Raw genomic sequence first — 24376 nt, 5'->3', positions numbered from 1 at the left:
ACCGATGATGGATCGGATCGACGACGGCCTTGAAATCAAGGCCGGCGCAGGGGGAGATATTGCCCAGCTGTTCAGCGAATTTTCGACCGCGTTCGAAGAATTCAAGCGCACCAACGACCAGCGCCTCCATGAGATCGAAAAGCGCGGTACGGCCGACGGCCTGTTGGAAGGCAAGCTGGACCGGCTGAACCGCGTGCTCGACGGGCACAAGGCGGCGCTGGACCGCGCGCAGGCCGAACGGGGGCGCCCGGCGATCGAGGGCAAGGGCGTGGGCCTGCCGGATGGAGAATACAAGGAGGCGTTTTCTTCTTACGTGAAGCGCGGCGAGGAAAAGGCGCTGCAGACAGGCGTCGCGGCCGATGGCGGCTATGTCGTGCCGGCCGAGGTCGAAGGCGAGATCACGCGGCTGATGACGCATCTGTCGCCGATCCGCGCCATTGCCGGCGTGCGACAGGTGTCGGGCGCGGTCTATAAGCGGCCGATCACCGTATCGGGTCCGCAGACCGGCTGGGTGGGGGAGGCGGCGAGCCGTCCGACCACCAATTCGCCGACGCTGGCGGAGCTGAGCTACCCGACCACCGAACTTTATGCCATGCCGGCGGCGACAACCGCTTTTCTCGACGACGCGGCGGTGGATGTGGGGCAGTGGATTGCCGACGAGGTCAATGCGGCCTTTGCGGCGCAGGAAACCACGGCATTCGTGTCCGGCGATGGGGTCAACAAGCCCGAAGGTTTCCTCCATGCCGATACGGTGGCGGAGACGAGCTGGGCCTGGGGCAAGCTGGGGTATCTGGCGACCGGCCAGTCCGGCGCGCTGCCGGCCAGCAATGCCTCCGACATCCTGATCGACCTCGTTTATGCACTCAAGGCCGGTTATCGCCAGAATGCCAGCTGGGTGATGAACCGCAAGACGCAAGGGGCGCTGCGCAAGCTCAAGGATGCGGATGGCAATTACCTTTGGCAGCCGGCAGCGGCGGCCGATGGCAAGGCCAGCTTCATGGGCTTCCCGCTGGTCGAGGCCGAGGACATGCCGAACATTGGGGCTAATTCGTTCTCGGTGGCGTTCGGCGACTTCAAGCGGGGTTATCTGATCGTGGATCGCCAAGGGGTGAGCGTCTTGCGCGATCCGTTCAGCTCCAAACCCTATGTGCTGTTCTACACGACCAAACGCGTGGGGGGCGGGATTGCGGACTACGACGCGATCAAGCTCCTCAAGTTCGGCACCTCGTGATGGCCGTGATCCTGGTCATCTGAAGCGAAAGCCCTGTGCTCCGGTGCTCACGTACTCACAGTACGCTGCGCTCCGGTGCTCGGGCTTCCACTCCATCTGATCCAGGCTGACGGCCCTCCCTTCGGGCCGCGGTGCCATTCGAAGTAAGGAAAGAAAACATGACGTCCTATCTCCTGGCGGGGCCCGCTGCGGAGCCAGTTTCGCTTGCCGAGGCGAAGCTGTTCTTGAAGGTCGACGATGCGGCCGAAGATGGGCTGATCACGACGCTGATCGGCGCGGCGCGGCTGCATGTGGAAGGCGTGACGGGGCAGGCGATGATGCCGCAAACGTGGCGCGTGGTGCTGGACGATTGGCCGGCCAATGGCGTGGTCAAGCTGCCGGTGGCGCCGCTGCAATCGGTAACGGCGATCACGGCGACCGATGACAATGGCGGCAGCCACGATATCGCGCTTGGCCAGTTCGGCTCGGAACGGGACCGGTTGTTGGTGCCGCGCGTGGTTGTCGGCATGCCGCTTCTGCAGGAGCGGGGTGGCATCGAGATCGACTATGTTGCGGGTCTGGCGACGGCGCCGCATGAAGTGCCGGCCGATTTGCGCCAGGCCGTGCTGGCGCTGGTGGCGCATTGGCACGAGCACCGCGATGCGGTGATCATTGCCGGTTCGGGCGCGGTGGTGCCGAGCGGCTTCGACCGCCTCGTCAGCCGGCACAAGCGGGTGCGGCTATGAGCGGGGACAAGGTGCCGCCGATCGGCACGCTGACCGATCGGGTGCAGCTCAAGCGCCGCGAAAGCCTGGGTGATGGCGGTGGCGGGCACCAGCGCATCTATGTGCCGCTGAACGCGGTCTGGGCGCGCGTGCGCAGCCTAGCTGGGCGGCAGGGTACCAATGCCGATGGGCAGGCGGTGGCGGTGTCGCACAGCGTGGTGCTGCGCTTTCGCAGCGACATCTCGGCCGGCGACCGCATCGTTTATCGCGGGCGCAACCTCGATGTGGTGAGCGCGGCGGACCTCAACGGGCGGCGGGCATATCTGAGCTGCGCCTGCAGCGAAACCAGTTTTACGGGGTAGGTCATGCACCCGATTGCAAGTTTGCAGGCGGCGCTGGTCGAGGCGCTGGAGGGCGATGCGGCACTGACGGCACTGATTGGGCCCGGGGGCGTGTTCGACGCGCCGCCGCGTGGCCGGCCGGCGCCATATCTGGTGATCGATCGGCACGACATGCGGCAGACCGATGGCGACGAGGCCAAGGGCCAGGAGCATCGGGTGCTGATCCATTGCTGGAGCGACCAGCCGAGCCGGAAATTGGCGCTGGAGATGGTGGAGCGCGTGGTGGCGGCGGGGTCGGACGCGAGCCCGGCAGGGCTCGTGGTCACCCATGCCGAGCATGTACGGACCGAGACGGTGATCGACGGCAAGACCGGGCAGGCGAAGGCAGCGGTGATGCTGCGGTTTTTGACGGAGTAGTGCTGGGGCACCCCCACCCCGCCTCCCCCTGCAGAAGGGGGAGGAGTCCCGCCGTTGCGGAGGCTCGATGGTGCCTCAAACACAATAGAGCTCCTCCCCATCCTACAGGGGGAGGTCGGGTGGGGGTCTTTCCTAAAGGAGAAATCATGGCGGCGCAGAGCGGCAAGGATATGCTTTTGAAGCTCGACCAGACGGGGTCGTGGAGCTTTTTGACGGTGGCGGGGCTGCGGACGCGCAGCCTCAATTTCAATGCGGCAAGCGTCGATACGACCGACCAGGAAAGTGCCGGGCGCTGGCGGGAATTGCTGGCGGGCGGCGGCGTGAAGCGCGCTTCGGTGTCGGGGTCGGGCGTGTTCAAGGACGGCGCTTCGGACGCGGCAATCAGGGCGCTGTTCTTTGCCGGGACGATCCGGAACTGGCAGCTGATCCTGCCGGATTTTGGTACCGTGGCGGGGCCGTTTCAGATCGTGGCGCTGGAATTTTCGGCCGATCATGCGGGCGAAGTGACGTTCGACCTGGCGCTGGAAAGCGCTGGGGAAGTGACGTTTGTGGCGGTTTAAGTTGCCCTGACGGTTGGTCTGTCGCCTCCCTCCCCCTTGAGGGGAGGGAATGAGGGTGGGGGTAGTTTTGTGGTCCATTGATGGACCCCCACCCCCAGCCCCTCCCCTCAGGGGGGAGGGGAGCAAAAGAGCCGATAGTGCGGTGCGAGGAAAACGAAATGACGAACATTCATCGAGGCGAGATCGCGGCCGAGATTGGCGGCGAGCGGGTGACGCTTTGTCTGACGCTAGGGGCTTTGGCGGAGTTGGAGGCGCGGTTGGGCGCTGGTGACCTCGCCGGGCTGGCGGAGCGGTTTGGGGGCGGCAGGATTTCGGCGCGGGATCTGAAGGCGATCCTGGGGGCGGGGCTGCGGGGCGGTGGCAATGACATCACCGATGACGATTTGGCGCGGCTGACCATCGAGGGCGGACTGCGCGGGGCAGCGGAGATTGCGGTGCGGCTGCTGAAGGCAACCTTTGGGGATGGGGAATGAAGCCCTTTCCCTGGAAAGACGCGATGGGGTTTGGCTTGGGCGTCTTGCGCCTGCCGCCGGACCAGTTCTGGCGCATGACGCCGCGCGAGCTCGCGTGCGCCTGGGGCGCGGTCATGGGCGAGCGGGCCGGGCCGCTGGATCGGCCGGGGCTTGAGGAACTGATGGAGCGTTTTCCCGATGGCCACTGATCTTTTCGGCGAAAGCTTCCGCGACGAACTGAGCGACGTTTCGGTGGAGCTGGGCCGCATCGGCGACCTGGCGGATGGGGTCGCGCGCTCGGTGAGCCGGGCATTTCGCGGGGCGGTGACGGACGGCAAGTCGTTCCGATCGGTGCTGGGCGATATCGCCGGAGCCTTTGCCGATATCGCGCTCAAGGCGGCGTTCAAGCCGCTGGGCACGCTGGTCGTCGGGCTGGTGGAAAACCTTTTCACCGCGACCAACCCGGCGCTGGGCGGGGTCACCGCCTTTGCCAAGGGCGGGGTGATCGCGAGCCCGAGTTACTTTCCGCTGGGCAAGGGCATGGGACTGGCGGGCGAAGCGGGGCCGGAAGCGATCATGCCGCTGCAGCGTGGGGCAGACGGAAGGCTGGGCGTGGCGGGCGGTGGAGGCGCGGTGAACGTGACGTTCAATGTGACGGCGAGCGATGCACGGAGCTTTGCGGCCAGCGAGGCGGAGGTGAGCGCGATGCTGTTGCGGGCGGTGCGCAGAGGAAGTCGGGGGAGTTGAAGACCCCCACCTAGCCTCCCCCTTCAGGAGGGGGAGGGACTGATCGCGTGTGCGGCACGATTTTCGACAGCCCCGATTTGACTCCTCCCCCTGCTGCAGGGGGAGGTCGGGTGGGGGTGTCTTCCAGGATCAAAACCATGACCTTTCATCATACGAGGTTTCCGCTCGATATCGCGCTGGGGGCGCGGGGTGGGCCGGAGCGCAAGACCGATGTCGTGCAGCTGGCGGGCGGTGGCGAGCGGCGCAATGGGCGGTGGCATCATTCGCGGCGGCGCTACAATGCCGGCTATGGCGTCAAATCGCGGGCCGACATGCAGGCGGTGCTGGCCTTTTTCGAGGAAAGGCGCGGGCGGCTGCATGGGTTCTTGTGGCGCGACGGGCTGGATCATTCTTCGGGCGGAACGGTGCCGCTGCCGACCGACCAGCTGATCGGCACCGGCGATGGCGTGCGCACGCAGTTTCAGTTGAGCAAGCGCTATGGGTCGGCGTTCGACCCGTACCTGCGGACGATCGCCAAGCCGGTGGCGGGCAGCGTGCGGGTCGCGGTCGGGGGCGTCGAGTTAAGTGGCTGGACGGTGGATGTGACCACCGGGGTCGTCGGCTTTGCGGTGGCGCCGGCCAGTGGCGCGGCGGTGACGGCGGGGTTTTTGTTCGATGTGCCGGTGCGCTTCGATACCGACCGGTTGGACATCGAGCTGACGAGTTTCGATGGAGCCGAGGCGCCGAGCATACCGCTGGTGGAGATTTTGCCATGAGGGCAGTGGCGGACGGTTTTGCCGCGCACCTGGCGCAGGGCGAGACGACGACGGCGCATTGCTGGCGCGTGTTGCGCAGCGATGGCGTGGTCCTGGGTTTTACCGATCATGATCGGGCGCTGGTGGTCGAGGGAACGCGCTGCGCGCCGATGCATGGGTTCGATGGCGGCGAGGTGCCCGGCGCGCCTGGGGGCACAGGTCGAGACGGGCGAGGTGCTGGGCGTGCTAGCCAGCGCGGCAATCGCCGAGGACGATATTTTGCTCGGTCGTTATGACGGCGCGCAGGTGGAAACCTGGCTGGTGAACTGGGCAGCGCCGGAGCAGCGACTGCGCCTGCGGGTCGATACGATCGGCGAGATCGTGCGCGAGGACGGGGTGTTTCGGGCCGAGCTCCGATCGCCGCAGCAGGCGCTGAACGCGGTGCGGGGCCGGCTTTATCAGGGGCTCTGCGATGCGGTGGTGGGGGATGGGCGCTGCGGCGTTGATCTAACGCTGCCGGCGCATCGGGGCATGGCGACCGTCCTGGCGGTGATCGATCCGTTTCAGGTGCTGGTGGCGGGGCTGGGCGGGTTCGACGAGGGTTGGTTTGCCTTTGGGGTGGGGCACTGGAGTGTCGGCAGGCGCGAGGGCCTCGCCGATCCGGTGCTGACGCATCGGCGTGTGCCGGAGGGCGATGTGCTGGGCTTTGCCACCAAGGTCGGCGAATGGGTTGAGCCGGGCGATGTGCTCGAGGTGACGGTTGGCTGCGACCGGCGCTTTGCAACCTGCAAGGCGCGGTTCGGCAATGGGGTCAATTTTCGCGGCTTTCCGCATGTGCCGGGCAGCGACTACGTGCTGCGCCATCCACGCAGCGGCGATGCCATGGACGGACGGGCGGTGGTGCCGTGAACGCCGATCTTGTGTTGGCAGCGGCGCGGGAATGGCTGGGCACGCCCTATCGGCATCGGGCGTCAACGCTGGGGGCAGGGTGCGATTGCCTGGGGCTGCTGCGCGGGGTTTGGCGTGCGCTTTATGGCGCGGAGCCAGTGGCGGTGCCGGCCTATCGGGCGGATTGGCGCGGGGAAGCGGATGGGGCGCTGCGCGCGGCGGCCGAGCGCTTTTTGCTGCTCGTCGATGGGCCGACGGGGGCGGGGCAGGTGGTGCTGTTCCGGCTCGGCGGCATGAGCGAGGCACGCCATTGCGGCATCATGGTTTCGGCCGAGCGGTTCATCCATGCGCAGGAGCATCTGGGCGTGGTGGAGGCGAATTTGACCGACGGTTGGGCGCGGCGGGTGAGCGGACGGTTTGAGTTTCCGAACATCTGAGGCTCGGCTTGCCTCCCCCTTGAGGGGAGGGACTGAGGGTGGGGTGGTTGGGTGGCCAGCTGATGGACCCCCACCCCCAACCCCTCCCCTCAAGGGGGAGGGGAGCAGTCCTGTGCGCTTACCAAAGATAGGAATAAGACATGGCCACACTGGCATTGTCGGTTGCCGGGCAGTTTGTTGGCGGCGTGTTTGGCGGGCCGATCGGGGCGACCATTGGTCGGGCGCTGGGGGCGCTGGCGGGGTCGGCGGTCGACGGCATGCTGTTTGGCGACAAACGCCAGGCGGGCGAGGCGCCGATGTCCGACGTGCGCCTGGGCGGCTCGACTGAGGGGCCGCGATCCCGCGGCTTTATGGCTGGGGGCGGCTTTCGGGCAATATCATCTGGGCGCGCGAGCTGTTGCGACAGGTGACCGAAACGGCGGGCTCGAAGGGGTTCGCGCAACCGGAGCCCGAACAGCACGAGGAGGTGCTGGCAAGCTTTGCCGTGGGCCTTTGCGAAGGGCGGGTGGCGCGGCTGGGTCGGATCTGGGCGGACGGGTAGTTGCTCGATACGCGCGGGCTGAACCTGCGGTTCTATCACGGCGACGAAGGGCAACTGCCGGACAGTCTTATCGAGGCGGTGCAGGGGGTGGGCAATGCACCGGCCTATCGCGGGCTCTGTTACCTTGTGGTCGAGAACCTGCCGCTGAGCCGCTTCGGCAATCGTATTCCGCAGCTTTCGGTGGAGCTTTGCCGGGTGGTGGGCGACCTCGAACCCTCCATTCGCGCGGTGACGGTGATCCCGGGGGCGACCGAGTTCGGCTATGACCCGGTGCCGCGGGTGCGGGTGCTGGGCGAGGGCGAGGGGGTGAGCGAGAACGCCCATCTCCTGCCCGGCGTCAGCAACTGGAGTTGGTCCATCGACGAGTTGATGGCGCTATGCCCCAACCTGGAGCATGTGGCGCTGGTGGTGAGCTGGTTCGGCGACGATCTGAGGTGCGCCCACTGCCAGGTGAGCCCGCGGGTGGAGGCGGCGGGGCGTGATATCGAGGGCGTAAGCTGGAGCGTCGCGGGGCTGGGGCGCGGCGATGTGCCGGTGGTTTCCTACCACAATGGCGGGCCGGCTTATGGCGGTACGCCTTCGGATGCGACGGTTTTGGCGGCGATTGCGGATTTGCGGGCGCGGGGCGTCAAGGTCACGCTTTATCCGCTGTTGATGATGGATGTGCCGGCGGGGAATGGCCTGCCGGACCCGTATGGCGGGATGGAGCAGGCAGCTTACCCTTGGCGCGGGCGGATCACTGGGACATCGGCGGCCGAGTTGCGGCCTTCGTGCCGGGTTATCGGGCCATGGTTCTGCACTATGCGTCGATCGCGGCGTCCGCGGGGGCGGATGCGCTGCTGATCGGGTCGGAGATGCGGGGGCTGACCACCGTGCGCGGAGCAGGGAACACGTTCCCGTTCGTCGATGCGCTTGTGGCGCTGGCAGGCGATGTACGGGCGGTGGTGGGGCCGGGCGTAAAGCTTAGCTATGCGGCGGATTGGAGCGAGTATTCGGGTTATCAGGCGGCCGGGGAGAAGTTCTTTCACCTCGATCCGCTCTGGGCCTCGCCTGCGATCGATGCGGTGGGGATCGACTGCTACATGCCGCTCAGCGACTGGCGCGACGGCGAGGGTCATCTCGATGCGGCTTTGGCCGAGACTGCCTATGCGCTCGATTATCTTCAAGGCAATGTCGCGGGAGGCGAGGGCTTCGACTGGTATTATGCCAGCGACGCGGACCGGCGCGCGCAGGTGAGGACGCCGATCACCGACGGGGCTTACGGCGAGCCCTGGGTGTGGCGCTACAAGGATATCCGCGCCTTCTGGAGCCAGCAGCATTTTGACCGGCCGGGCGGGGTGCGAAGCGCGGTGCCGACGGCATGGGTGCCGGGGTCAAAACCGATCTGGCTGACGGAACTCGGTTGCGGCGCCGTTGACAAGGGGGCGAACCAGCCCAACATTTTTGGTGACGACAAGAGCGCCGAGGGCGGGCGGCCGTACTTTTCGAGCGGCATGCCGGACGGACTGATGCAGCGGCAGTTTCTGCGAGCGCATCAGCAGTTCTGGCGCGATCCGGCCAATAATCCGGCGGGGATGGTCGATACCGACCGGGTCTATCTTTGGACCTGGGATGCGCGGCCATTTCCAAGTTTTCCGGCGCTGGAGGAGGTGTGGTCGGATGGGCCGAACCATCGCACCGGGCACTGGCTGACCGGGCGGCTGGGTGGCGCGTCGAGCGACGAATTGATCGGGGCGATTGCGGCCGATCATGGCATCGCGGTCGAGGCAGCCCCGGCAGCGCCGCTGATCGGCGGTGTGCTGGTGCGCGGGCCGGGTACGGCGCGCGAGGCGATCGAGCCGGTGCTGGAGATTACCGGACAGAAGCTGATGGCGCGCAATGGGACCCTGGTCGGCCTGGTGCGCGGCGCGGTGGTGACGCTGGAGCATGACCTCCTGGCGGAGTTAGATGCACCGGTCGTGACGCGTCGCCGGGGTGATGGGGCGGAAAAGGCCGGGCGGCTAGGGCTGGGTTACTTCGATCGCGAACGCGATTACCTGACGGCGACGGCAACTGCATTGCGGCCGGGCAATGGACCGCTGCAAAGCCAGAGCCTGCCGATGGTGCTGGATGGAGCCGGTGCACGACTGGCCGCAGAGCGGCTGCTGGACGCCAAGGGGGTGGCCGGTGATCGCGTCGAGCTGGCGCTGCCACCGAACAGGGTGGCGCTTGAGCCGGGCGACCGCATTGCCTTGCCGGAACTGGCCGAGGGGCCGTTCGAGGTCACGGAAATCCGGGACGGAGCGGTGCGGCGGGTGTCGGCGACGGCAGTTGCGCGGGGAGATGCCGTGGCGACCGGCGTGGACCGGCCGCGCGGTGGCGGCGGGGTGCCGATGCCGGCGGTGGTGCCGGTCTTGGTGGCAACGCATCTGCCGCCGCTGCCCGATGATCCGAACAAAACGCGGCTGGTGCTGGGCGCTTTCGCAAAGCCGTGGCCGGGCCCGGTGCGCGTGACCGACGAGGTGACTGGCGCGACGCTGGCAGGATTGGCGCGCCCGGCGGTGATCGGCACCGTGGTGGCGGGCATTGGGGCGGGACTGGAGGCAGTTTGGGACCTTGCTTCGGTGCTCGAGGTGCAGTTGCGATCGGGGCATCTCGCCGATGTTAAGGAGGCTGCGGCGCTGGCCGGGAGCAATCGGCTGGCCGTGGAAACCGATGGCGGCGGCTGGGAAGTGATCGGCTTTGCCGATGCGGAGCTGATCAGCGCCGGCCGCTACCGCCTGACGCGTTTGCTGAGGGGGCTGCAAGGCTCGCAAACTGCGGCAATTTCGGGCGGGCGACGGGTCATGGTGCTGGGCGCTGGGACGGTAAGCCTGCCGGTCGAAGCGCACCGCATCGGCGAAAGGCGCACACTCCGGGTGTTTGCGGGTGCTGCCGACATGGCCGGGCGACCATTGGTCGTCGACCTCGATCCCGGGCCGGCCCTGCCACTAGCGCCGGTTCACCTAGCGGCGGAGCGGCAGGCAGATGGGTCGGTGCTGTTGCGCTGGATGCGCCGCAGCCGCGCCAATGGCGATGGCTGGGGCGTGGCCGAACCAGGCCAGGAATCCGGACCAGAAACCTGGCGGGTCGATATCTATGATGGTGTGACGCTCAAACGAACGATCACGACGGCGGAGAATGTCGCCAGCTATCTGGTTGCCGACCAGCTCGCGGACTTCGCTGGGCCGGCGGTGGCGTTCGACTTTGCCGTAGCGCAGGTCAGTCCCGTGCTCGGCGCAGGATATTGGGGAAGGGGAAGGTTCAATGGCTGACCGGTTCGAGACGTGCCTCACCGAGGTGCTCAAACACGAAGGCGGCTACTCGGATCATCCGACCGATCCGGGTGGCGCCACCAATATGGGGATTACTCGCAAGACGCTGGCGCGATGGCGGCAGGTCTCGCCCTGGACGGCGCTGCCCAAGGAGGAGGTTCGAAAACTCGGCCGGGCTGAGGCCGGGCGCATCTATCGAGCGCTCTACTGGGAGGCGTCCGGGGCCGACCGCCTGCCCATTGGCATCGATCTCGCGGTCTTCGACTATGCCGTCAATTCCGGGCCCGACCGGGCGATCAGAGCTTTGCAGGCAGTTTTGAGTGTCGCCGCCGACGGGGTCGTCGGCCCGGTGACCCTTGCGGCTGTGCGTCAGGCCGACGGCAAGCGCACGGTCAATGCCCTTTGCGATGGGCGGCTCAGCTTCCTGCGCAATCTTGCGACCTTTCCGACCTTCGGGCGCGGCTGGACCAAACGGGTCGCCGCAGTGCGTGCCGTTGCGCTCAAGGCGGTTCGGCCGATCACAATCACTAAAGGAGAAAAGACGATGGATGCACTTTCAGGCTACAAAACCTATATCGTCGCTGCGTTGATGCTTTTGGCAGGCATCGCGCAGATTATGGGTCTCGAAGTTCCTTCGCTGGAAGGCGGATCGGCCGGCAGTCTCGTGCTCGAGGCGCTGGCCATTATCTTCCTGCGGCAGGGCCTCAAGACCGATATCGGCAAAGTCTAGGGCCGAAGGGGCGGATCCGTTGGGTCTCCGCCCCATTCATGTCCCATTCAGCAACCTGCCGCTAGATTTGGGATCATGAAACTCAAAGCACCAAAACCTTCAGCCGTGGCCGCGATGGCACTGGCTCTTGCCTTGGCACTGGCCGGTACCGGCCAGTCGCAGGCGCAGGCATGCCTCGACAAACGGCAGATCCAGGAAGCCGTCGCATCGGGCGAGATCATGTCGCTCGATGCGGTCCTGGCCTCGGCTGGCGTCGACTCCAGTACCGATATCCTCAATGTTCAGGTCTGTGACGAAGGCGGTGCGCTGGTATATGTTATCGGCGTGCTGAGCAGCGACGGACAGGCGCAGAACCTGGTGCTGAACGCACAATAGAAGCTGAACACTTGATCGGGTGGGGGCCTGAGCGTTGCGTATTTTAGTTGTCGAAGACGATGCGAACCTCAATCGGCAGATCAAGGATGCACTGACCGAAGCTGGCTATGCGGTGGACGTCGCGTTCGATGGCGAGGAAGGGCACTTCCTTGGCGACACCGAACCCTATGATGCCATTATCCTTGACATTGGCCTGCCGCAGATGGACGGGCTTTCGGTGCTCGAAGAATGGCGGCGGGCGGGCAGGACGACGCCTGTACTGCTGCTGACGGCACGCGATCGCTGGAGCGACAAGGTGCAAGGCATCGATGCCGGCGCCGACGACTATGTCGCCAAGCCCTTTCACATGGAAGAAGTCCTAGCCCGCGTGCGCGCCCTGGTCCGCCGGGCGGCTGGCCATGCGAGCAACGAGATCGTTGCCGGCGCGGTGCGGCTCGATGCGCGCTCGGGCAAGGTCACGGTGGACGGACAGTCGGTAAAGCTCACCAGCCACGAGTTGCGGCTCCTGAGCTACCTGATGCATCACAAGGGAAAAGTGATCTCGCGCACCGAACTGACCGAGCACCTTTACGACCAGGATTTTGACCGCGACAGCAACACGATCGAAGTGTTCGTGGGCCGGCTGCGCAAGAAACTGCCGGACGACTGTATCCAGACCGTGCGCGGGCTCGGTTACCAGATCGCTGAAGATTAGGAATGCAGAACCTACTCAGAGGGGGCTGTCCTCGCGCCTCCCTCCCCCTTGAGGGGAGGGAACGAGGGTGGGGGTGGCTGAGTGGCCCACTGATGGACCCCCACCCCCAGCCCCTCCCCTCAAGGGGGAGGGGAGCCGAACATTTCGCCATGAGGTTGCGTCGAGGTGCGTAAAGGCTCGATCGCGGCGTCGCTGTTCTGGCTGACAGCCGGCTTTCTCGTGCTGGCAATGATGACGACGGGCTATCTGTTGTCGGACCTTTATTCGCGGGCGCTCGATACCAGTCTCTCCGAGACGCTGGACTTTCATGTCGAAAGCCTCGCCGGAGCGCTACTCGACACGCGCGATCCCCAAGACCCCGGGATTGCCCTGGCCGACCCGCGCTTCGAGCGGCCACGATCGGGTTGGTACTGGATCATTCGCGACGATGCGGGGCGGCTGGTCAATCTTTCAACGTCGGTGGTCGGTATTGACCTCCAAGGCGTTTCGGCCAGCGCCGATGCCCGGGGGCGCAGCACCGAAGTTGTGGATGACCCATTCGGAACGCGTCTGCGGGTGGTTGAGCGGAGCGTGACGCTGGAAAGCGGCCGCTACGCAATTACGGTCGCCGGCAACCTCACCGAAATACTTGAGCTGGTCGACGACTTCCGCGGCCAGGCCTTTATCGTTCTGGGCGCAGTGGGCGTGATGCTGACCATCATGAGCGCCATCGTGGCGCGCATTGCCATGCGGCCGATTTCGCGGCTGAGCACGGCGATCGAGCAGGTGCGCGAGGGCGATGCGGCCGAAGTGTCGGGCACCTATCCGACCGAGATTGCGCCCTTGGCCGAAGAGGTCAACGAGCTCTTGCGCTCCAATGCGCAGATCATCGAGCGGGCGCGCAACCAGGTCGGCAACCTGGCGCATGGGCTCAAGACGCCGATCGCGGTTTTGCGCAACGAGGCGGTGGCGCAAAAGGATGGACTGGCAGACGTCGTCACATCCGAAACCGAAAAGATGAGCAGCCTGGTTTCGACCTATCTCGAGCGCGCGCGGCTGGCAGCACGCACCTCGGTGGTGGGCAAGAAGGCCGATGCGGCGATGATCCTGCAGCGCCTGACGCGGGTCATGCGCAAGATTCATCCGGGCATCGACATCGCGTTCGATACGCCCGATCCGTCGCTTCCGTGGTTCCGGGGTGATGAAGCGGACCTTGAAGAAGTGGCCGGCAATGTTCTCGACAATGCCTGCAAGTGGTCGCGGGGAGCGGTCGGGGTGAAGCTGGTGAGCGAGCGCGGCGCCAAGGGGACCCAGCTGGTATTGGCGATCGAGGACAATGGACCGGGCCTCAGCGAGGAAGACGCGACGAAAGTGTTGCGGCGCGGTGTCAGGCTGGACGAGAAAACGCCGGGCACCGGACTGGGACTGGATATCGTCAAGGAACTGGTCGATGTCTATGGCGGCAGTCTGGAACTCAAGCGCAGCGCGCTTGGCGGGCTGCTGGTCGAAGTGCGGCTGCCGACGGCGCGCCTGGGAGGGCTGGCGCGGCCGGCCCCGGAGTGACGCACTTTCGCCGTAATACGCCACAAGAAGCAATTGACCGCAGCCAAAGGCCACAATCGATATGAATCGCTCGACCTTATTCGCCCTTCCCCTGTTTGCCCTGGCTCTTGCCGGCTGCACCAGCGCCGGGACCACGCAGATGGCCGCGGCGCCGGTGGTCGTGCAGCAGCAGCCTGTGGTGGCGCAGCCCATGGTGGCCACTTCGGCCCAGACCGTGCAAACGGCGCGGCTGACCACCAGCATCGCCAATGGTTTCGTCGATGCCTCGGCGCTGAATCAGATGACGGCCAAGGACTCCAACGAGGCGAACAGCGCCCAGTTCTATGCGCTGCAGTTCGGCCGCCCGGGTGCGCCGCGCCAGTGGGCGGGTGACAAGGGCACGACCGGCTCGGTTGCCGTGGGTCCCTATGTGCGCGTCAACAATCTCGACTGCCGTGATTTCACTCATACCGTGAAGATCGGCGGCACCGATTTCGTCAAGAAGGGTACCGCCTGCCGCGAGCAAAACGGCAACTGGAACGTGGTCCAGGGCGCGGCATAACCCGTATCTGAGGACCGCAAAAAGGTTTGTTTACCAGGGCGCTATAGGGTCGAGGATGAATAGTCCCCGACCTTAAAGCCTTATGAACCAGCCCGCTCAGAGCAAAGCCGCCGCCGCTGCCCAAGTCACCCGGCCGGCGGCCCGTAGTTCGGCCGCCCCACGCAAGCCATTTTGCGGCCTGATCGATCCTGTTCTGGTGGAAGGTCCAGTATCCTTCAGTTTTCCCGGGTCAGTCGACCGCGCCGGCGCGGTAGCGGCCTGGACATGGGTGTTGCGCGACGTCGGTTCCGACTTGATTTCGGCCGAGGGCGTGTCGAATGGCGCCTTCAAGGCTTCCGATCTCGAGCCGCTGATGCCGGAACTGCTGGCGCGCATGAAGGCGGCGCTGGAAAAGATCGACGGCGACACCGAAACAATGCGCCGTTTTCGCGCCCAGTTCGCACGCGAACATGCGCGCGAAGAAGTGGGCGTGGTGCTGGCGGCGCTTCGCTCTCGGGCGCTGCTGACCAAGGCTCAGGGCTTTGGCAAGGCAATCAACACGATCACCGAGGACGGAGCGCTGGGCGTGGCGCTTCAATCCATGCCGCTGCTGGACGCGCAGATCGCAGCGCTCCTGTTTCATGCGGCGCTGGGGCAGGTGGCTAATCCGACGCGGTTGATCGCGGCGGTGATCAAGCTGTCCGGCAATGCCAGCGAAGCGGCCATCGCGCGCAACGGTTTTGCGCCGCTGGTGGACGCCTATCTTGCGCATGCGCAGAACCAACTGCAGCACCTGCAGCTTAGTGGCACCTTTGCCGACACGGACCTAGTCTGCCGCAGCCTCGAACGCTTCCACCGGCTGGTGCGGGCGCTGACGAGCTATATCGAGTTTTCGCGCGGCAGCCGGGCCACGCAGGTGCTGTCGACGATCACCAAGCTGGTCTCGGACCGGATCGAGCCGCGGCTCAAGGAAGTCGTGACCGACCTCAACCAAGCCATGCGCCGCCCCCGCGAAGGCATCGACAGGATTGATGAAGATCGGCTGCTGGCGGCGATCAACGGCATGTATCTGCTCTCGGCGGTGCGGGACAGCCGCGACTCGCTGGCGCTCAATGCCGTGTTTGACCAGACCTGGAGCCAGTCCGGGCAGGCGCTGGAGATCCACATTCAGCGCAATCTGGACCTGATCCGGCAGAACCCGAGCGATGTGACCAGTGGCGCAAGGCTCGATGCGGCGATCAAGATGGCCGAGATCCGCTTCAACCCCGAATATGCCGAAACGCTGAAGCGCGCTCGGACGGCGGCGGAGCGGCGGGTCTAGCTTACGATCTTGACCGGTATGGCGCGGCCATGGTCGCGAACGCTGAGCGGCAGGTTGGCTCGCGCGGCTGCCGCCTCGACCAGCGCCGTGGCGGCAGTGTCGGCCTGCCGCAGCACTACGCCAATGGCCAGCAGCGGTTGGTCGGCGTCGGCGGTGCGATAGATCAGCGCGCCGGGACTGAAGCGCCGCTGCTCGAACGGGATCAGCCGCACGACCTGCGCTTCAGGTCCAAACCGTCCGTGCAAATATGCGGGTATGTGATCGGGCTCTGGGGAAGCATTCGCCACCGGAGCCTCGGAGGACGGGGCGCTGAGCGGCACCAGCGCCACGCGCTCCTGCGCGACAACGCCAGCCGCTTCGTGCGGGATAAGCTCGAGATCGACGCCAGCGCCAACTTCGGCGATGCTGAGCGGCTGGGGGGCTTCAGAAAGCGCGGTGACGCCGCTGACGTCCTTGGCCTTGCCGAAGGGCCAACGGCGTCGCGGCGGATGCGGGCGGGTGAGAAGCTGCGCACCGCCATCGAGATAACTTTCGGGGTCGCGGCGGATGGGTCCGACCGGGCAAGTGCCGTCCGGAGTTTCATAGAGTGCGTCGATCACCGGATCTTCGATCGGGTGACGCTCGCGGCCGAGGAGGGCATCGACGGCGTCGGCACCGCTTTGGATGCAGCCGCGGCGGGTGAGAAACCCTGCGGCGCTGCCCGCAAGGGCGATATCGTCCATCATGCCGATGGCTTCGAGCCGGTGCCGCAGAGGATTCCAGCGACTGCCGCCACCGGCGACGTGCCAGAGCGTGAGGTCCGGTTGCCACCCGCCGCAAAACAGGAGGCGCTCGGTCGTGAGAGCGTGGGCGGTGCTGCCTTCGAGTTCAACTGAAAGCGTGCCCCCTTTGCGGGTCATGGTGGCAATGGACGGAACGGCGCCGGGCGCCTGCACGATGCCATAGGCGCGCGAGAACTCGATGAATCGCGAGGCCGGAGCAGGGCGGCTGTCGGCGATGCGGGAAACGGATACGCCGATGTCGCTGGCCAGCATGGCAAGGCGATAGGCTGGATTACTTGTTGTCGCGACCACAGCGGAGTGACCTGGCCAAACGCCGAAGCGGAAAGCCAGCTCATAGGCGTCGAGTGTGCCGGTGACGCCGGGGAGGCGATTGCCGGCAAAGATCGGCAGGCGTTCGAGTGATCCGGTGGCAAGGATGATGCGCGGTGCTTCGAGGTCGACGACCTTGGCTTGGGGCGAGCCATTAACCAGTTCGACGCGGTGAACGCGTACCGATCCGGCCCGTATCGCGAAGGCATGGGTGGAGCGCAGCACGGTGATTGCAGCATTGGCTGCCACTTCCCCGGTCAGGCGGGACATGCTGTCTTCTGGGCTGTCCTCGCCCTCCTGGGTGCCGAACAGACCAGAATGGCCGCCGAGATAGGGGTTAGCCTCGACGACGGTCACGCGCAGACCAGCACGAGCGGCAGCAAGGGCGGCTGAGAGGCCTGCGACGCCGGCGCCGATAATGATGAGATCGCCTGCCGGCTCGACGGTGCCCGGCATGGCGCGCCACGGGCGGGCGAGGGCCTTGGGCTGATCAAGGGGCAAGCCCAGGGTTCGTCCGGGCTGGAACAGGCGGCCCAGAGCACTGATGGTCTTGCCCCCAAGCGTTACGTATTCGGCGCCATTGGTTGCGGGCGTTCGCGCCATGGGCAAGGCACGCTGCGGATCGTTGGCGAGGCTCGCAGGACTGATGACAGGGGTGGAGCGGGACGCGAGTCCGATGGGCTGATCGGCGTGGGTGCCAATCGTATCTATGCCCGAAGCAATAGCGGCGCTTAGCACCGTGTCGCCGGCGAAACCCGAAACTTGCCGGCCATCGAGATGAAACTGAAGCGGGCGCGAGCGGTCGATTGCGGAGCCGGCGAAGCCGCGGCGGGTGTCGGCGGGCAGACGATTGTGCTGCGGCCTCATGCGACGCGATCCTCCAGAGGGGGCGCGAATTCGGAGACGCTGGCGGACCGGACATTGCGGGTCACAAGGCGCGCGGCAAACCAGTTGGCCTGATGCTGCTGTGCGTCGCCCGCGAGCCACCGCGCCAGAGCCGGAGCCAAGAAGACGCCAGTCATACCCAGATTGGCGACGACATCCGCGCCGGTTCCGCCGGCGCGTCCCACGGCGGGGGCGCCGTCTGCCGTGACAAGAGCCGGAAAGGCCGTTTGCCCGGCTTGCTCGACCTGCCGTTCGGCACCGAGGAGGCTGCGCATGGAGGCGGAAAATGCAGCAAGGTCACCCCGCCCGATCCCAGCGATGCCCCCTTCGGCCTGCTGCAGCAGAACCGTGCCGTCGCCCACTTCCAGCATGACTGGAGCAGCAATCGGTTGCGTTGGCGTCGTGAGGATCGTTGCGGCGGGCTGGCGGCGGAACAAGGTCGGCCACTGCCGCAGGGGTAGCCAGGCCATGATGGCTTCGGGGTCAACGAGGACCGCCTGTTGCGCTGCGGACGATTTTCCGCCCGCATGGATCGAAACCGAGCCGTCGAGGGCGATCTCCACGCGGTCCGGAGCAAGCCGCTGCACCTTGTGGCGGTCGAGCCAGAGGTCCAGGGCAGGTTCGAGGACAGGCCGGTTGAGCCGGATGGCGTCGCGGAGAATGATGCCGCTGCGGCCGGCGCCCAGAAGCGATGGCGCGACGGGCTCTGCAGCGATGCGGAAGCCCATCGCCATGTGGCGGATGTGGGACAGGGCCTCGATGCCCCACGCACTTTCCGCGAAAAAGATAGGATCGACGCGGCTGGATGCGGCTCTGCCTGCAACTTTGCCGATCAGGCGCATGGTCTCGGCGACGCCCTCGGCAAGGAGCGCCCAGGTTTCTGGCCTTGTTACCGGGGCGACGGAAAGTTCGATGCTGCGCGGGAGGCGGTACCCGGACTGGCTTTCGCCGACAAAGATGACCTTGCGACCGTGCACACTAGCCAAAAGGCCTGCCAGGAGGCGCGCCAAAGGCGTGGACCCGAAGACGGCGAAATCGGCCTGCGTGTCGCTCATGGGCGGCAAAAACCTGCGACAAGCGGCCCCTGTGGCAATGCGTCCGGCCGTTCACGCTTGGTTTTGATGGCTTTCTGCCGCATTCGGCCTATAGAGAACCATGCCTTGCCGCGCGTGGCAGACAAGCGTTTGGGGCCCATGATTTTCTGGTTGATCGCCATAGCCGTTACCGCCGTCGCCTGCGCTGCGTTGTTCTACGCGGCAGCTGGGCGTGAGGTCAACGCAGCCAGCCCGGATTCAGGCGATACAAACAACCATTTCAAGCTGTTACTTGCCGGCATCGATGCCGATGTTGCCAGCGGCAAGCTCGGCCCTGATCAGGCGCTGGCAGCCCGGGCGGAACTCGCGCGCGAAGTGTTGCGCAGCAAGGGTGATGTCCGCACAGATGCAAAGTCTCTTGGGCAAGGTACGATCCTGATCGGTCTGGGCGCGATCGCCGCCCTGAGTCTTGGCCTTTACGCCGCGATGGGCCACCCGGAAATGTCGGCCCAGCCGCTTGCCGGGCGTGCCGAAGTTGCGGCGCAGAACCTTGATCTGGACGCTGCCATCACTCAGATCGAAGCGCGACTGGCTGCAGACCCGGACGATGTCAGAGGGTGGACGGTGATCGCGCCGGCCTATGTCGAGCTTGGCCGTTTCGATGATGCTGCCGAGGCCTATCGTCGGGTCATTGCACTATCGGAGCCGACAGCAGAACTGCAGACCGACCTTGCCGAGGCACTCATGCTGGCCGCCGGTGATGCCGGCTCCGAGGAAGCGCTGCAACTGCTGCAAGATGCGGTCGAGAGCGATCCGGCTCATGTGCGCTCTCGTCTCTATCTGGCGGCCGAACTGATGCGGCTTCAGCGCTATGACGAGGCGGCAGGGCTCTGGTCGGCCGCGATCGACCTCTCGACCGGCGACGAAGGCTGGCTGCCCGCCGCGCGTCAGGGGCTCGCCGTGGCGCAAAACGGCGGCGTCGAGACAACTGCCGACGATCAGCAGCAGATGATCAGCGGCATGGTCGCGGGGCTGGCCGAGCGACTGGCGGTTGACGGCGGTACCATCGAAGAATGGACGCAGCTGGTGCGGGCCTACATCGTGCTCAACGACCTCGACAAAGCGCAAGACGCCTACGATGATGCCGTTGCCGCTTACCCTGCTGCATTTGATCGGGGTGACCTTGATACGCTTGCGCTTGGCGCGGGCCTTGTTCTGAATGGAGGCGGCCAGTGACCGCACCTGCTCCCGCCCGCCGCAAGGGCATGACTCGCAAGCAGAAGCGCTTAGCGGTGATCGCCGGTTTAGCTGTGGTCCTGGCAATCGCGACGGCTCTGGTGCTGACGGCCTTGCGCGACCAGATCGTGTTCTTCTACTCGCCCAGCGATGTCACGGCTCGAGATGTCGCGCCGGGTCAGGCAATCCGCCTTGGCGGTCTGGTCAAGGACGGCAGCTGGGTGCGTAGCGGGCAGGACAACACCTTTGTCGTTACCGATGGTGGCATGGACATCACCGCCCACTATAGCGGTATTTTGCCTGATCTTTTCCGCGAGGGGCAGGGCGTGGTGGCTGAAGGCAGCATGGGCACTGACGGACGCTTCACCGCCACCAACGTGCTCGCCAAGCACGACGAGAACTATGTGCCCAAGGAAGTGGTCGAGGCGCTCAAGGCACAGGGTGAGTGGCGCCCGGAGGGCGGCCAGTGAGTATCGAGCTCGGCCATTTTTCGCTGATCCTGGCTTTCGCCATATCGATGGTCTCGGCGATCGGTGGCCTGTTGCTGTGGCAAAGGGGCGACCGGCTCTCGATGGTGCTGCGCCAAGCTTCGGTGCTCCAATTCGTGCTCGTGGCCGTCGCCTTCCTGGCGCTGGTGCAAGCCTTTGTTGTTTCCGACTTCAGCCTCGCGCTCGCTGCCAACAATTCCCACTCGCTAAAGCCGCTGATATTCAAGATCTCGGGCGTTTGGGGAAACCATGAAGGATCGATGGTTCTCTGGATCCTGATCCTCGTGCTGTTCGGCGCGCTAGTGGCCGCCTTTGGCCGGCGCCTGCCATCCGATCTCAACAATCTGGTGCTTGGAACGCAGAGCCTGCTGACGGCTGCCTTTGCTGGCTTTACGCTTTTTACGTCCAACCCCTTCGAACGCCTGGCGCAACCGCCGCTGGAAGGCGCCGATCTTAATCCGGTGTTGCAGGACATCGGTCTCGCGATCCATCCGCCGCTGCTCTACGCCGGCTATGTCGGCTTTTCGATCTGCTTCTCCTTTGCGATCGCTGCGCTTGTGTCGGGGCGCATCGATCAGGCCTGGGCCCGCTGGGTGCGGCCTTGGACGATGCTGAGCTGGATCTTTTTGACGCTCGGCATCGCCATGGGCTCCTACTGGGCCTATTACGAACTCGGCTGGGGTGGCTGGTGGTTCTGGGACCCGGTCGAGAATGCAAGCTTCATGCCCTGGCTGGCAGGCACGGCGCTGCTCCATTCGGCGCTGGTGATGGAAAAGCGCAATGCGCTCAAGATCTGGACTGTCTTTCTGTCCATCATCACCTTCTCGCTGTCGCTCTTGGGCACGTTCCTCGTTCGCTCGGGCATTCTGACCTCGGTGCATACCTTCGCCAGCGATCCTACGCGTGGCCTGGTAATCCTCTCCATCCTGGCGATCCTGATTGGTGGTGCCTTTCTTCTTTTTGCTTTGCGCTCCCCGGCGCTGCGGCAAGGCGGGCTCTTCGCGCCGATCAGCCGCGAAGGGGCGCTGATCTTAAACAATCTATTTCTCGCCACGGCGGTCGGCGCGGTGCTGGTTGGCACGCTCTATCCGCTGGTGCTCGATGCGTTGACGGGCACGACAATTTCGGTGGGTGCGCCGTTCTTCAACCTGACCTTCGGCGCGCTGATGGCGCCGCTCCTGCTGGTACTTCCTTTCGGGCCGCTCCTGCCTTGGAAGCGCGCAGATCTCGTGGCGGCCGGGCAGCGGCTGATCGGCATGGCGGCCTTGGCGATCTTCCTCACCATCTTGATCTCCGCTCTAGGCGGCGTCTCAATTTCCCTTGCGCCTCTTGGGCTGCTGCTTGGTTTCTGGGTGACGTTCGGCGCGCTGGCCGAGGTGATCGAGCGAGCGCGTATCGGGCGCATTCCGGCGGCCGAAAGCGTGCGGCGACTGATCGGCCTACCGCGCAGCATCTGGTCGACGGCACTCGGCCATCTCGGGCTTGGCTTGACGGTGCTGGGCATCGTCAGCGTCAGCGCTTGGGAAACCGAAATCGTCACTACGCTCAATCCGGGCGAGACGACGGAACTTTCGGGTTATGTCATCGCCTTTGACAGCTTCGAGCAATCGACCGGCGCTAACTACATCGCTGACACCGGCCGTTTCACCGTAACGGCGCCCGGCGGCGGAACGGCGGAGCTCGACGCAGAGCGGCGCACCTATGTGGCAAGCGGCATGCCCACCACCGAAGCGGCTATTCAGAGCTATGGCCTCTCGCAGCTTTACCTGCAGCTCGGAGAACCGCTGGACGATACCCATGTCATTCGAGTTTGGCATAAGCCCTATATTCTCCTGATCTGGCTTGGGGCGCTGGTGATGGCTGGGGCAGGGGTCTTGTCGCTCACCGACCGCCGCCTGCGCGTTGGTGCTCCGCAGCCCTCCCGCAAAGCCATGCCGAAGGCGGCAGAATGAAGCTGCGCATAGTAATCTTATGCGCTTTTCTGGCGCTGTCGGGTCCGGCACTTGCGTTGAGCCCCAATGAGATCCTGCCCGACGCAGCACTCGAACAGCGTGCCCGCGAAATCTCGGCGGGCCTGCGGTGTCTCGTCTGCCAGAATCAATCCATTGATGACAGCGACGCCGATCTTGCGCGAGACCTGCGCGTCCTGGTGCGTGAGCGGCTGGTCGCGGGGGACAGCAATGCCGAGGTCGAGCAGTTTTTAGTAGACCGGTACGGCGAATACGTGCTGCTCAATCCTCGCCTGGGAGCACACACGGTCCTGTTGTGGATAGCTGCCCCCATCTTGTTGCTGGCCGGACTTGCGGCGCTGCTTCTTGCCCGCCGGAAAACGCACTCTGTCGGACCGTCCGAGCTGTCCGCGGAAGAAGCTTCTGCGCTGGCCGAACTGGAACGCGAGCAACCGCGGCCATAGCCCGCCGCAATCCCGCCGCCAACATTGCCAAGGTTTAATGTCGGCGCAACTTCACAGAAAGGCGGGACGTTCCATATCTCTAGGCACAAGCTGTTGAGAGCTTATCCAAGGAGACCAGTTCCTATGCGTTCGACTATCCTTACCCGTACCCGTCGTTGGCTTGGCGCTTCCGCGCTGGCCCTTATGGTCGGCGTGGGCGGCGTTTCCACCGCTTTCGTCATGACTGGCCAGGCAGCCAATGCCCAGGTGCAGAATGCCGCACAGATCGTTGTGCCGCAGGCATCCGTGCAGCAGGGCTTCGCCGATCTCGTTGAGGCCGTAAAGCCCGCCGTCGTTTCGATTCTCGTTGAGGCTGAAGCCCCCGGCGAGAGCGTGCAGCGCGGTGGCCGCAACTTCGAGTTCAATTTCCCGGATCTTCCGGAAGACCATCCGTTCCGCGACTTCTTTGACCAGTTCGGTCAGGACGGTCCCCGCGGCGCTCCGGGTGGCCAGGGTCGGCCGCGCCACTTCATGGCAGCGGGTTCGGGCTTCATCACCTCGGCTGACGGTTACGTCGTGACCAACAATCACGTTGTTTCCGATGCGACCAAGGTGACGGTGATCTTCGATGATGGCAGCGAGCATATTGCTGAAGTCGTCGGCACCGACGAGCGCACCGACCTTGCCGTGCTCAAGATCGAAGGCGAGGACCTCCCCTTCGTGACCTTTGAGAGCGACGAAGAGCCAAGCCGCGTTGGCGACTGGGTGGTTGCCGTTGGTAACCCGTTCGGCCTCGGTGGTACCGTGACCGTGGGCGTCATTTCCGGTGCCGGCCGCGATATCGGCGGCTCAAACTATGGTGACTTCCTGCAGATCGACGCTGCCGTCAACACCGGCAACTCGGGCGGCCCGGCCTTCAACACCAATGGCGAAGTGGTCGGCGTCAACACTGCAATCTACTCGCCCAACGGCGGCAATGTCGGTATCGCCTTTGCGATCCCCGCGCGGACCGTCCGGCAGATCGTCGATCAGTTGGTGACGGACGGTGCGGTGACTCGTGGCTACCTGGGCGTGTCCATTCAGGACGTGTCCAAGGACATTGCCGATAGCGTTGGTCTTCCCACGGCAAGCGGCGCCATTGTTCGCGAACCGACTGCGGATGGCCCGGCGGTCGCTGCCGGCATCAAGTCTGGCGACATCATCCTCAAGGTTGATAACGAAGACATCTCCGATGCTCTCGATCTCAGCCGCACCATTGGCAGCAAGTCTCCGGACTCGACGGTCGAACTGACCCTGTGGCGCGATGGCGCCGAGACCACCGTCTCGGTCCAGCTCCAGGTTCTCGATGAAACCGCCGCGGCTCCAGAACAGCCCGCCGAACCGACCCCGCCGGAAGCCATTCCGGAAGCCGCGACCAGCCTCGGCATGACCGTAGTTCCAAACGGTGACGGTTCGGGTGGTCTCCTGATCCAGAGCGTTGAGGAAGACACTCCGGCGGCCCAGCGTGGCCTGGCGACCGGCGACGTGATCCTTGAAGTCGACAACAAGCCCGTCGCTTCGGCTGCCGACTTCGACCAGGCTCTGGCCGGCGTCGAAGGCAAGGGTCTCGATACGGTGCTGCTCAAGGTGTCGCGCAGCGGTGACGTGCAGTTCATCGGCCTGCCGATCGCCGAGTAAACAACACGGCCCCGGACTTCGGTTCGGGGCCGCTTTCTGTGCGTAA

General features: G+C 65.2%; 28 protein-coding genes. 26 read left to right on the top strand and 2 right to left on the bottom strand.

Going from position 1 to position 24376, the window contains the following annotated elements; all coding sequences use genetic code 11:
- Positions 1 to 4: 4 nt before the first annotated feature.
- The 21 genes from JI748_RS09055 to JI748_RS08960 all read left to right on the top strand — a co-directional run bounded on the left by JI748_RS09055 (position 5) and on the right by JI748_RS08960 (position 15527).
- Positions 5 to 1231, top strand: coding sequence for a phage major capsid protein (locus tag JI748_RS09055; protein ID WP_201629753.1), 1227 nt, complete (start codon positions 5 to 7; stop codon positions 1229 to 1231).
- Between the two features lie 158 nt (positions 1232 to 1389).
- The gene (locus tag JI748_RS09050; RefSeq protein WP_164534943.1) at positions 1390 to 1956 is read left to right on the top strand and encodes a head-tail connector protein; all 567 of its coding nucleotides are present in this window, start codon (positions 1390 to 1392) and stop codon (positions 1954 to 1956) included.
- Positions 1953 to 2297: a phage head closure protein gene (locus JI748_RS09045; RefSeq protein WP_201629749.1), complete on the top strand. Its 345-nt coding sequence runs from the start codon at positions 1953 to 1955 to the stop codon at positions 2295 to 2297. Before JI748_RS09050 ends, JI748_RS09045 begins: the two co-directional genes overlap by 4 nt.
- Positions 2298 to 2300: 3 nt before the next feature.
- Positions 2301 to 2693 carry a DUF3168 domain-containing protein gene (locus tag JI748_RS09040; RefSeq protein ID WP_201629748.1) on the top strand — a complete coding sequence of 131 codons (393 nt, stop codon included), beginning with the start codon at positions 2301 to 2303 and terminating at the stop codon, positions 2691 to 2693.
- A gap of 146 nt (positions 2694 to 2839) precedes the next feature.
- Positions 2840 to 3253, top strand: coding sequence for a phage major tail protein, TP901-1 family (locus JI748_RS09035; RefSeq protein WP_201629747.1), 414 nt, complete (start codon positions 2840 to 2842; stop codon positions 3251 to 3253).
- A gap of 158 nt (positions 3254 to 3411) precedes the next feature.
- On the top strand, positions 3412 to 3726 hold the full coding sequence (locus JI748_RS09030; RefSeq protein WP_201629742.1) for a gene transfer agent family protein: 315 nt from the start codon (positions 3412 to 3414) through the stop codon (positions 3724 to 3726).
- Entirely contained in the window at positions 3723 to 3914 is a 192-nt protein-coding gene (locus JI748_RS09025) for a rcc01693 family protein (protein WP_201629741.1), read from the top strand. Before JI748_RS09030 ends, JI748_RS09025 begins: the two co-directional genes overlap by 4 nt.
- On the top strand, positions 3904 to 4452 hold the full coding sequence (locus JI748_RS09020) for a phage tail tape measure protein (protein ID WP_201629740.1): 549 nt from the start codon (positions 3904 to 3906) through the stop codon (positions 4450 to 4452). Before JI748_RS09025 ends, JI748_RS09020 begins: the two co-directional genes overlap by 11 nt.
- Before the next feature lie 137 nt (positions 4453 to 4589).
- Complete coding sequence (locus tag JI748_RS09015) at positions 4590 to 5207, top strand: DUF2460 domain-containing protein (protein ID WP_201629739.1); 618 nt, start codon at positions 4590 to 4592, stop codon at positions 5205 to 5207.
- Complete coding sequence (locus tag JI748_RS17600) at positions 5204 to 5482, top strand: baseplate hub domain-containing protein (protein WP_407644922.1); 279 nt, start codon at positions 5204 to 5206, stop codon at positions 5480 to 5482. The genes JI748_RS09015 and JI748_RS17600 overlap by 4 nt, the downstream gene beginning before the upstream one ends.
- Positions 5370 to 6095, top strand: a complete 726-nt coding sequence (locus JI748_RS09010) for a DUF2163 domain-containing protein (RefSeq protein ID WP_201629738.1) — start codon at positions 5370 to 5372, stop codon at positions 6093 to 6095. Before JI748_RS17600 ends, JI748_RS09010 begins: the two co-directional genes overlap by 113 nt.
- The gene (locus tag JI748_RS09005) at positions 6092 to 6511 is read left to right on the top strand and encodes an NlpC/P60 family protein (RefSeq protein ID WP_233280471.1); all 420 of its coding nucleotides are present in this window, start codon (positions 6092 to 6094) and stop codon (positions 6509 to 6511) included. The genes JI748_RS09010 and JI748_RS09005 overlap by 4 nt, the downstream gene beginning before the upstream one ends.
- Positions 6512 to 6651: 140 nt before the next feature.
- Positions 6652 to 6921 carry a hypothetical protein gene (locus JI748_RS09000; protein ID WP_201629736.1) on the top strand — a complete coding sequence of 90 codons (270 nt, stop codon included), beginning with the start codon at positions 6652 to 6654 and terminating at the stop codon, positions 6919 to 6921.
- A gap of 131 nt (positions 6922 to 7052) precedes the next feature.
- Positions 7053 to 7895 (top strand): hypothetical protein, encoded by an 843-nt coding sequence (locus JI748_RS08995; RefSeq protein WP_201629734.1) that lies wholly within the window; start codon positions 7053 to 7055, stop codon positions 7893 to 7895.
- Positions 7841 to 10345 (top strand): baseplate multidomain protein megatron, encoded by a 2505-nt coding sequence (locus JI748_RS08990; protein ID WP_201629732.1) that lies wholly within the window; start codon positions 7841 to 7843, stop codon positions 10343 to 10345. The genes JI748_RS08995 and JI748_RS08990 overlap by 55 nt, the downstream gene beginning before the upstream one ends.
- Positions 10338 to 11075, top strand: coding sequence for a glycoside hydrolase family 108 protein (locus JI748_RS08985; protein WP_201629725.1), 738 nt, complete (start codon positions 10338 to 10340; stop codon positions 11073 to 11075). Before JI748_RS08990 ends, JI748_RS08985 begins: the two co-directional genes overlap by 8 nt.
- Before the next feature lie 75 nt (positions 11076 to 11150).
- On the top strand, positions 11151 to 11450 hold the full coding sequence (locus JI748_RS08980; protein WP_164534956.1) for a hypothetical protein: 300 nt from the start codon (positions 11151 to 11153) through the stop codon (positions 11448 to 11450).
- 34 nt (positions 11451 to 11484) lie between these two features.
- Positions 11485 to 12144, top strand: coding sequence for a response regulator transcription factor (locus tag JI748_RS08975; protein WP_164534957.1), 660 nt, complete (start codon positions 11485 to 11487; stop codon positions 12142 to 12144).
- A gap of 165 nt (positions 12145 to 12309) precedes the next feature.
- Positions 12310 to 13686: a sensor histidine kinase gene (locus tag JI748_RS08970; RefSeq protein ID WP_201629718.1), complete on the top strand. Its 1377-nt coding sequence runs from the start codon at positions 12310 to 12312 to the stop codon at positions 13684 to 13686.
- Between the two features lie 61 nt (positions 13687 to 13747).
- Positions 13748 to 14227: an RT0821/Lpp0805 family surface protein gene (locus JI748_RS08965; RefSeq protein ID WP_201629716.1), complete on the top strand. Its 480-nt coding sequence runs from the start codon at positions 13748 to 13750 to the stop codon at positions 14225 to 14227.
- Positions 14228 to 14309: 82 nt separating this feature from the next.
- Positions 14310 to 15527 carry a hypothetical protein gene (locus JI748_RS08960; RefSeq protein ID WP_201629712.1) on the top strand — a complete coding sequence of 406 codons (1218 nt, stop codon included), beginning with the start codon at positions 14310 to 14312 and terminating at the stop codon, positions 15525 to 15527.
- On the opposite strand, the gene JI748_RS08955 is transcribed toward JI748_RS08960, so the two are convergent.
- Together JI748_RS08955 and JI748_RS08950 are read right to left on the bottom strand one after the other, a co-directional pair.
- The gene (locus tag JI748_RS08955; protein WP_201629711.1) at positions 15524 to 17485 is read right to left on the bottom strand and encodes an FAD-dependent oxidoreductase; all 1962 of its coding nucleotides are present in this window, start codon (positions 17483 to 17485) and stop codon (positions 15524 to 15526) included. The two genes, JI748_RS08960 and JI748_RS08955, sit on opposite strands and share 4 nt — an antisense overlap.
- Complete coding sequence (locus JI748_RS08950; protein WP_201629708.1) at positions 17482 to 18558, bottom strand: hypothetical protein; 1077 nt, start codon at positions 18556 to 18558, stop codon at positions 17482 to 17484. Before JI748_RS08950 ends, JI748_RS08955 begins: the two co-directional genes overlap by 4 nt.
- Positions 18559 to 18696: 138 nt before the next feature.
- Between JI748_RS08950 and ccmI the strand changes: the two genes are divergently transcribed.
- The 5 genes from ccmI to JI748_RS08925 all read left to right on the top strand — a co-directional run bounded on the left by ccmI (position 18697) and on the right by JI748_RS08925 (position 24330).
- On the top strand, positions 18697 to 19773 hold the full coding sequence (gene ccmI, locus JI748_RS08945) for a c-type cytochrome biogenesis protein CcmI (RefSeq protein WP_201629707.1): 1077 nt from the start codon (positions 18697 to 18699) through the stop codon (positions 19771 to 19773).
- 29 nt (positions 19774 to 19802) lie between these two features.
- Positions 19803 to 20243, top strand: a complete 441-nt coding sequence (gene ccmE / locus JI748_RS08940; protein ID WP_201637179.1) for a cytochrome c maturation protein CcmE — start codon at positions 19803 to 19805, stop codon at positions 20241 to 20243.
- A complete protein-coding gene (locus tag JI748_RS08935; protein WP_201629703.1) occupies positions 20240 to 22213 on the top strand; it encodes a heme lyase CcmF/NrfE family subunit in 1974 nt (657 codons plus the stop codon). Before ccmE ends, JI748_RS08935 begins: the two co-directional genes overlap by 4 nt.
- Positions 22210 to 22674 (top strand): cytochrome c-type biogenesis protein, encoded by a 465-nt coding sequence (locus JI748_RS08930; RefSeq protein WP_201629702.1) that lies wholly within the window; start codon positions 22210 to 22212, stop codon positions 22672 to 22674. The genes JI748_RS08935 and JI748_RS08930 overlap by 4 nt, the downstream gene beginning before the upstream one ends.
- A gap of 123 nt (positions 22675 to 22797) precedes the next feature.
- The gene (locus JI748_RS08925; RefSeq protein WP_201629701.1) at positions 22798 to 24330 is read left to right on the top strand and encodes a Do family serine endopeptidase; all 1533 of its coding nucleotides are present in this window, start codon (positions 22798 to 22800) and stop codon (positions 24328 to 24330) included.
- Positions 24331 to 24376 lie beyond the last annotated feature (46 nt).

It is taken from the genome of Devosia rhizoryzae (assembly GCF_016698665.1).
In the GTDB taxonomy this organism is placed as follows: domain Bacteria; phylum Pseudomonadota; class Alphaproteobacteria; order Rhizobiales; family Devosiaceae; genus Devosia; species Devosia rhizoryzae.
Note: the sequence above shows the minus strand (reverse complement) of the source record. Positions and strands in the feature narration are given on the sequence as shown.

Bases quoted from the DNA above. Each gene is read 5' to 3' on its own strand.
- JI748_RS09055 (WP_201629753.1), top strand. From the start codon at position 5: ATGATGGATCGGATCGACGACGGCCTTGAAATCAAGGCCGGCGCAGGG.
- JI748_RS09050 (WP_164534943.1), top strand. From the start codon at position 1,390: ATGACGTCCTATCTCCTGGCGGGGCCCGCTGCGGAGCCAGTTTCGCTT.
- JI748_RS09045 (WP_201629749.1), top strand. From the start codon at position 1,953: ATGAGCGGGGACAAGGTGCCGCCGATCGGCACGCTGACCGATCGGGTG.
- JI748_RS09040 (WP_201629748.1), top strand. From the start codon at position 2,301: ATGCACCCGATTGCAAGTTTGCAGGCGGCGCTGGTCGAGGCGCTGGAG.
- JI748_RS09035 (WP_201629747.1), top strand. From the start codon at position 2,840: ATGGCGGCGCAGAGCGGCAAGGATATGCTTTTGAAGCTCGACCAGACG.
- JI748_RS09030 (WP_201629742.1), top strand. From the start codon at position 3,412: ATGACGAACATTCATCGAGGCGAGATCGCGGCCGAGATTGGCGGCGAG.
- JI748_RS09025 (WP_201629741.1), top strand. From the start codon at position 3,723: ATGAAGCCCTTTCCCTGGAAAGACGCGATGGGGTTTGGCTTGGGCGTC.
- JI748_RS09020 (WP_201629740.1), top strand. From the start codon at position 3,904: ATGGCCACTGATCTTTTCGGCGAAAGCTTCCGCGACGAACTGAGCGAC.
- JI748_RS09015 (WP_201629739.1), top strand. From the start codon at position 4,590: ATGACCTTTCATCATACGAGGTTTCCGCTCGATATCGCGCTGGGGGCG.
- JI748_RS17600 (WP_407644922.1), top strand. From the start codon at position 5,204: ATGAGGGCAGTGGCGGACGGTTTTGCCGCGCACCTGGCGCAGGGCGAG.
- JI748_RS09010 (WP_201629738.1), top strand. From the start codon at position 5,370: ATGGCGGCGAGGTGCCCGGCGCGCCTGGGGGCACAGGTCGAGACGGGC.
- JI748_RS09000 (WP_201629736.1), top strand. From the start codon at position 6,652: ATGGCCACACTGGCATTGTCGGTTGCCGGGCAGTTTGTTGGCGGCGTG.
- JI748_RS08990 (WP_201629732.1), top strand. From the start codon at position 7,841: ATGGTTCTGCACTATGCGTCGATCGCGGCGTCCGCGGGGGCGGATGCG.
- JI748_RS08985 (WP_201629725.1), top strand. From the start codon at position 10,338: ATGGCTGACCGGTTCGAGACGTGCCTCACCGAGGTGCTCAAACACGAA.
- JI748_RS08980 (WP_164534956.1), top strand. From the start codon at position 11,151: ATGAAACTCAAAGCACCAAAACCTTCAGCCGTGGCCGCGATGGCACTG.
- JI748_RS08965 (WP_201629716.1), top strand. From the start codon at position 13,748: ATGAATCGCTCGACCTTATTCGCCCTTCCCCTGTTTGCCCTGGCTCTT.
- JI748_RS08960 (WP_201629712.1), top strand. From the start codon at position 14,310: ATGAACCAGCCCGCTCAGAGCAAAGCCGCCGCCGCTGCCCAAGTCACC.
- JI748_RS08955 (WP_201629711.1), bottom strand. From the start codon at position 17,485: ATGAGGCCGCAGCACAATCGTCTGCCCGCCGACACCCGCCGCGGCTTC.
- JI748_RS08950 (WP_201629708.1), bottom strand. From the start codon at position 18,558: ATGAGCGACACGCAGGCCGATTTCGCCGTCTTCGGGTCCACGCCTTTG.
- ccmI (WP_201629707.1), top strand. From the start codon at position 18,697: ATGATTTTCTGGTTGATCGCCATAGCCGTTACCGCCGTCGCCTGCGCT.
- ccmE (WP_201637179.1), top strand. From the start codon at position 19,803: ATGACTCGCAAGCAGAAGCGCTTAGCGGTGATCGCCGGTTTAGCTGTG.
- JI748_RS08930 (WP_201629702.1), top strand. From the start codon at position 22,210: ATGAAGCTGCGCATAGTAATCTTATGCGCTTTTCTGGCGCTGTCGGGT.
- JI748_RS08925 (WP_201629701.1), top strand. From the start codon at position 22,798: ATGCGTTCGACTATCCTTACCCGTACCCGTCGTTGGCTTGGCGCTTCC.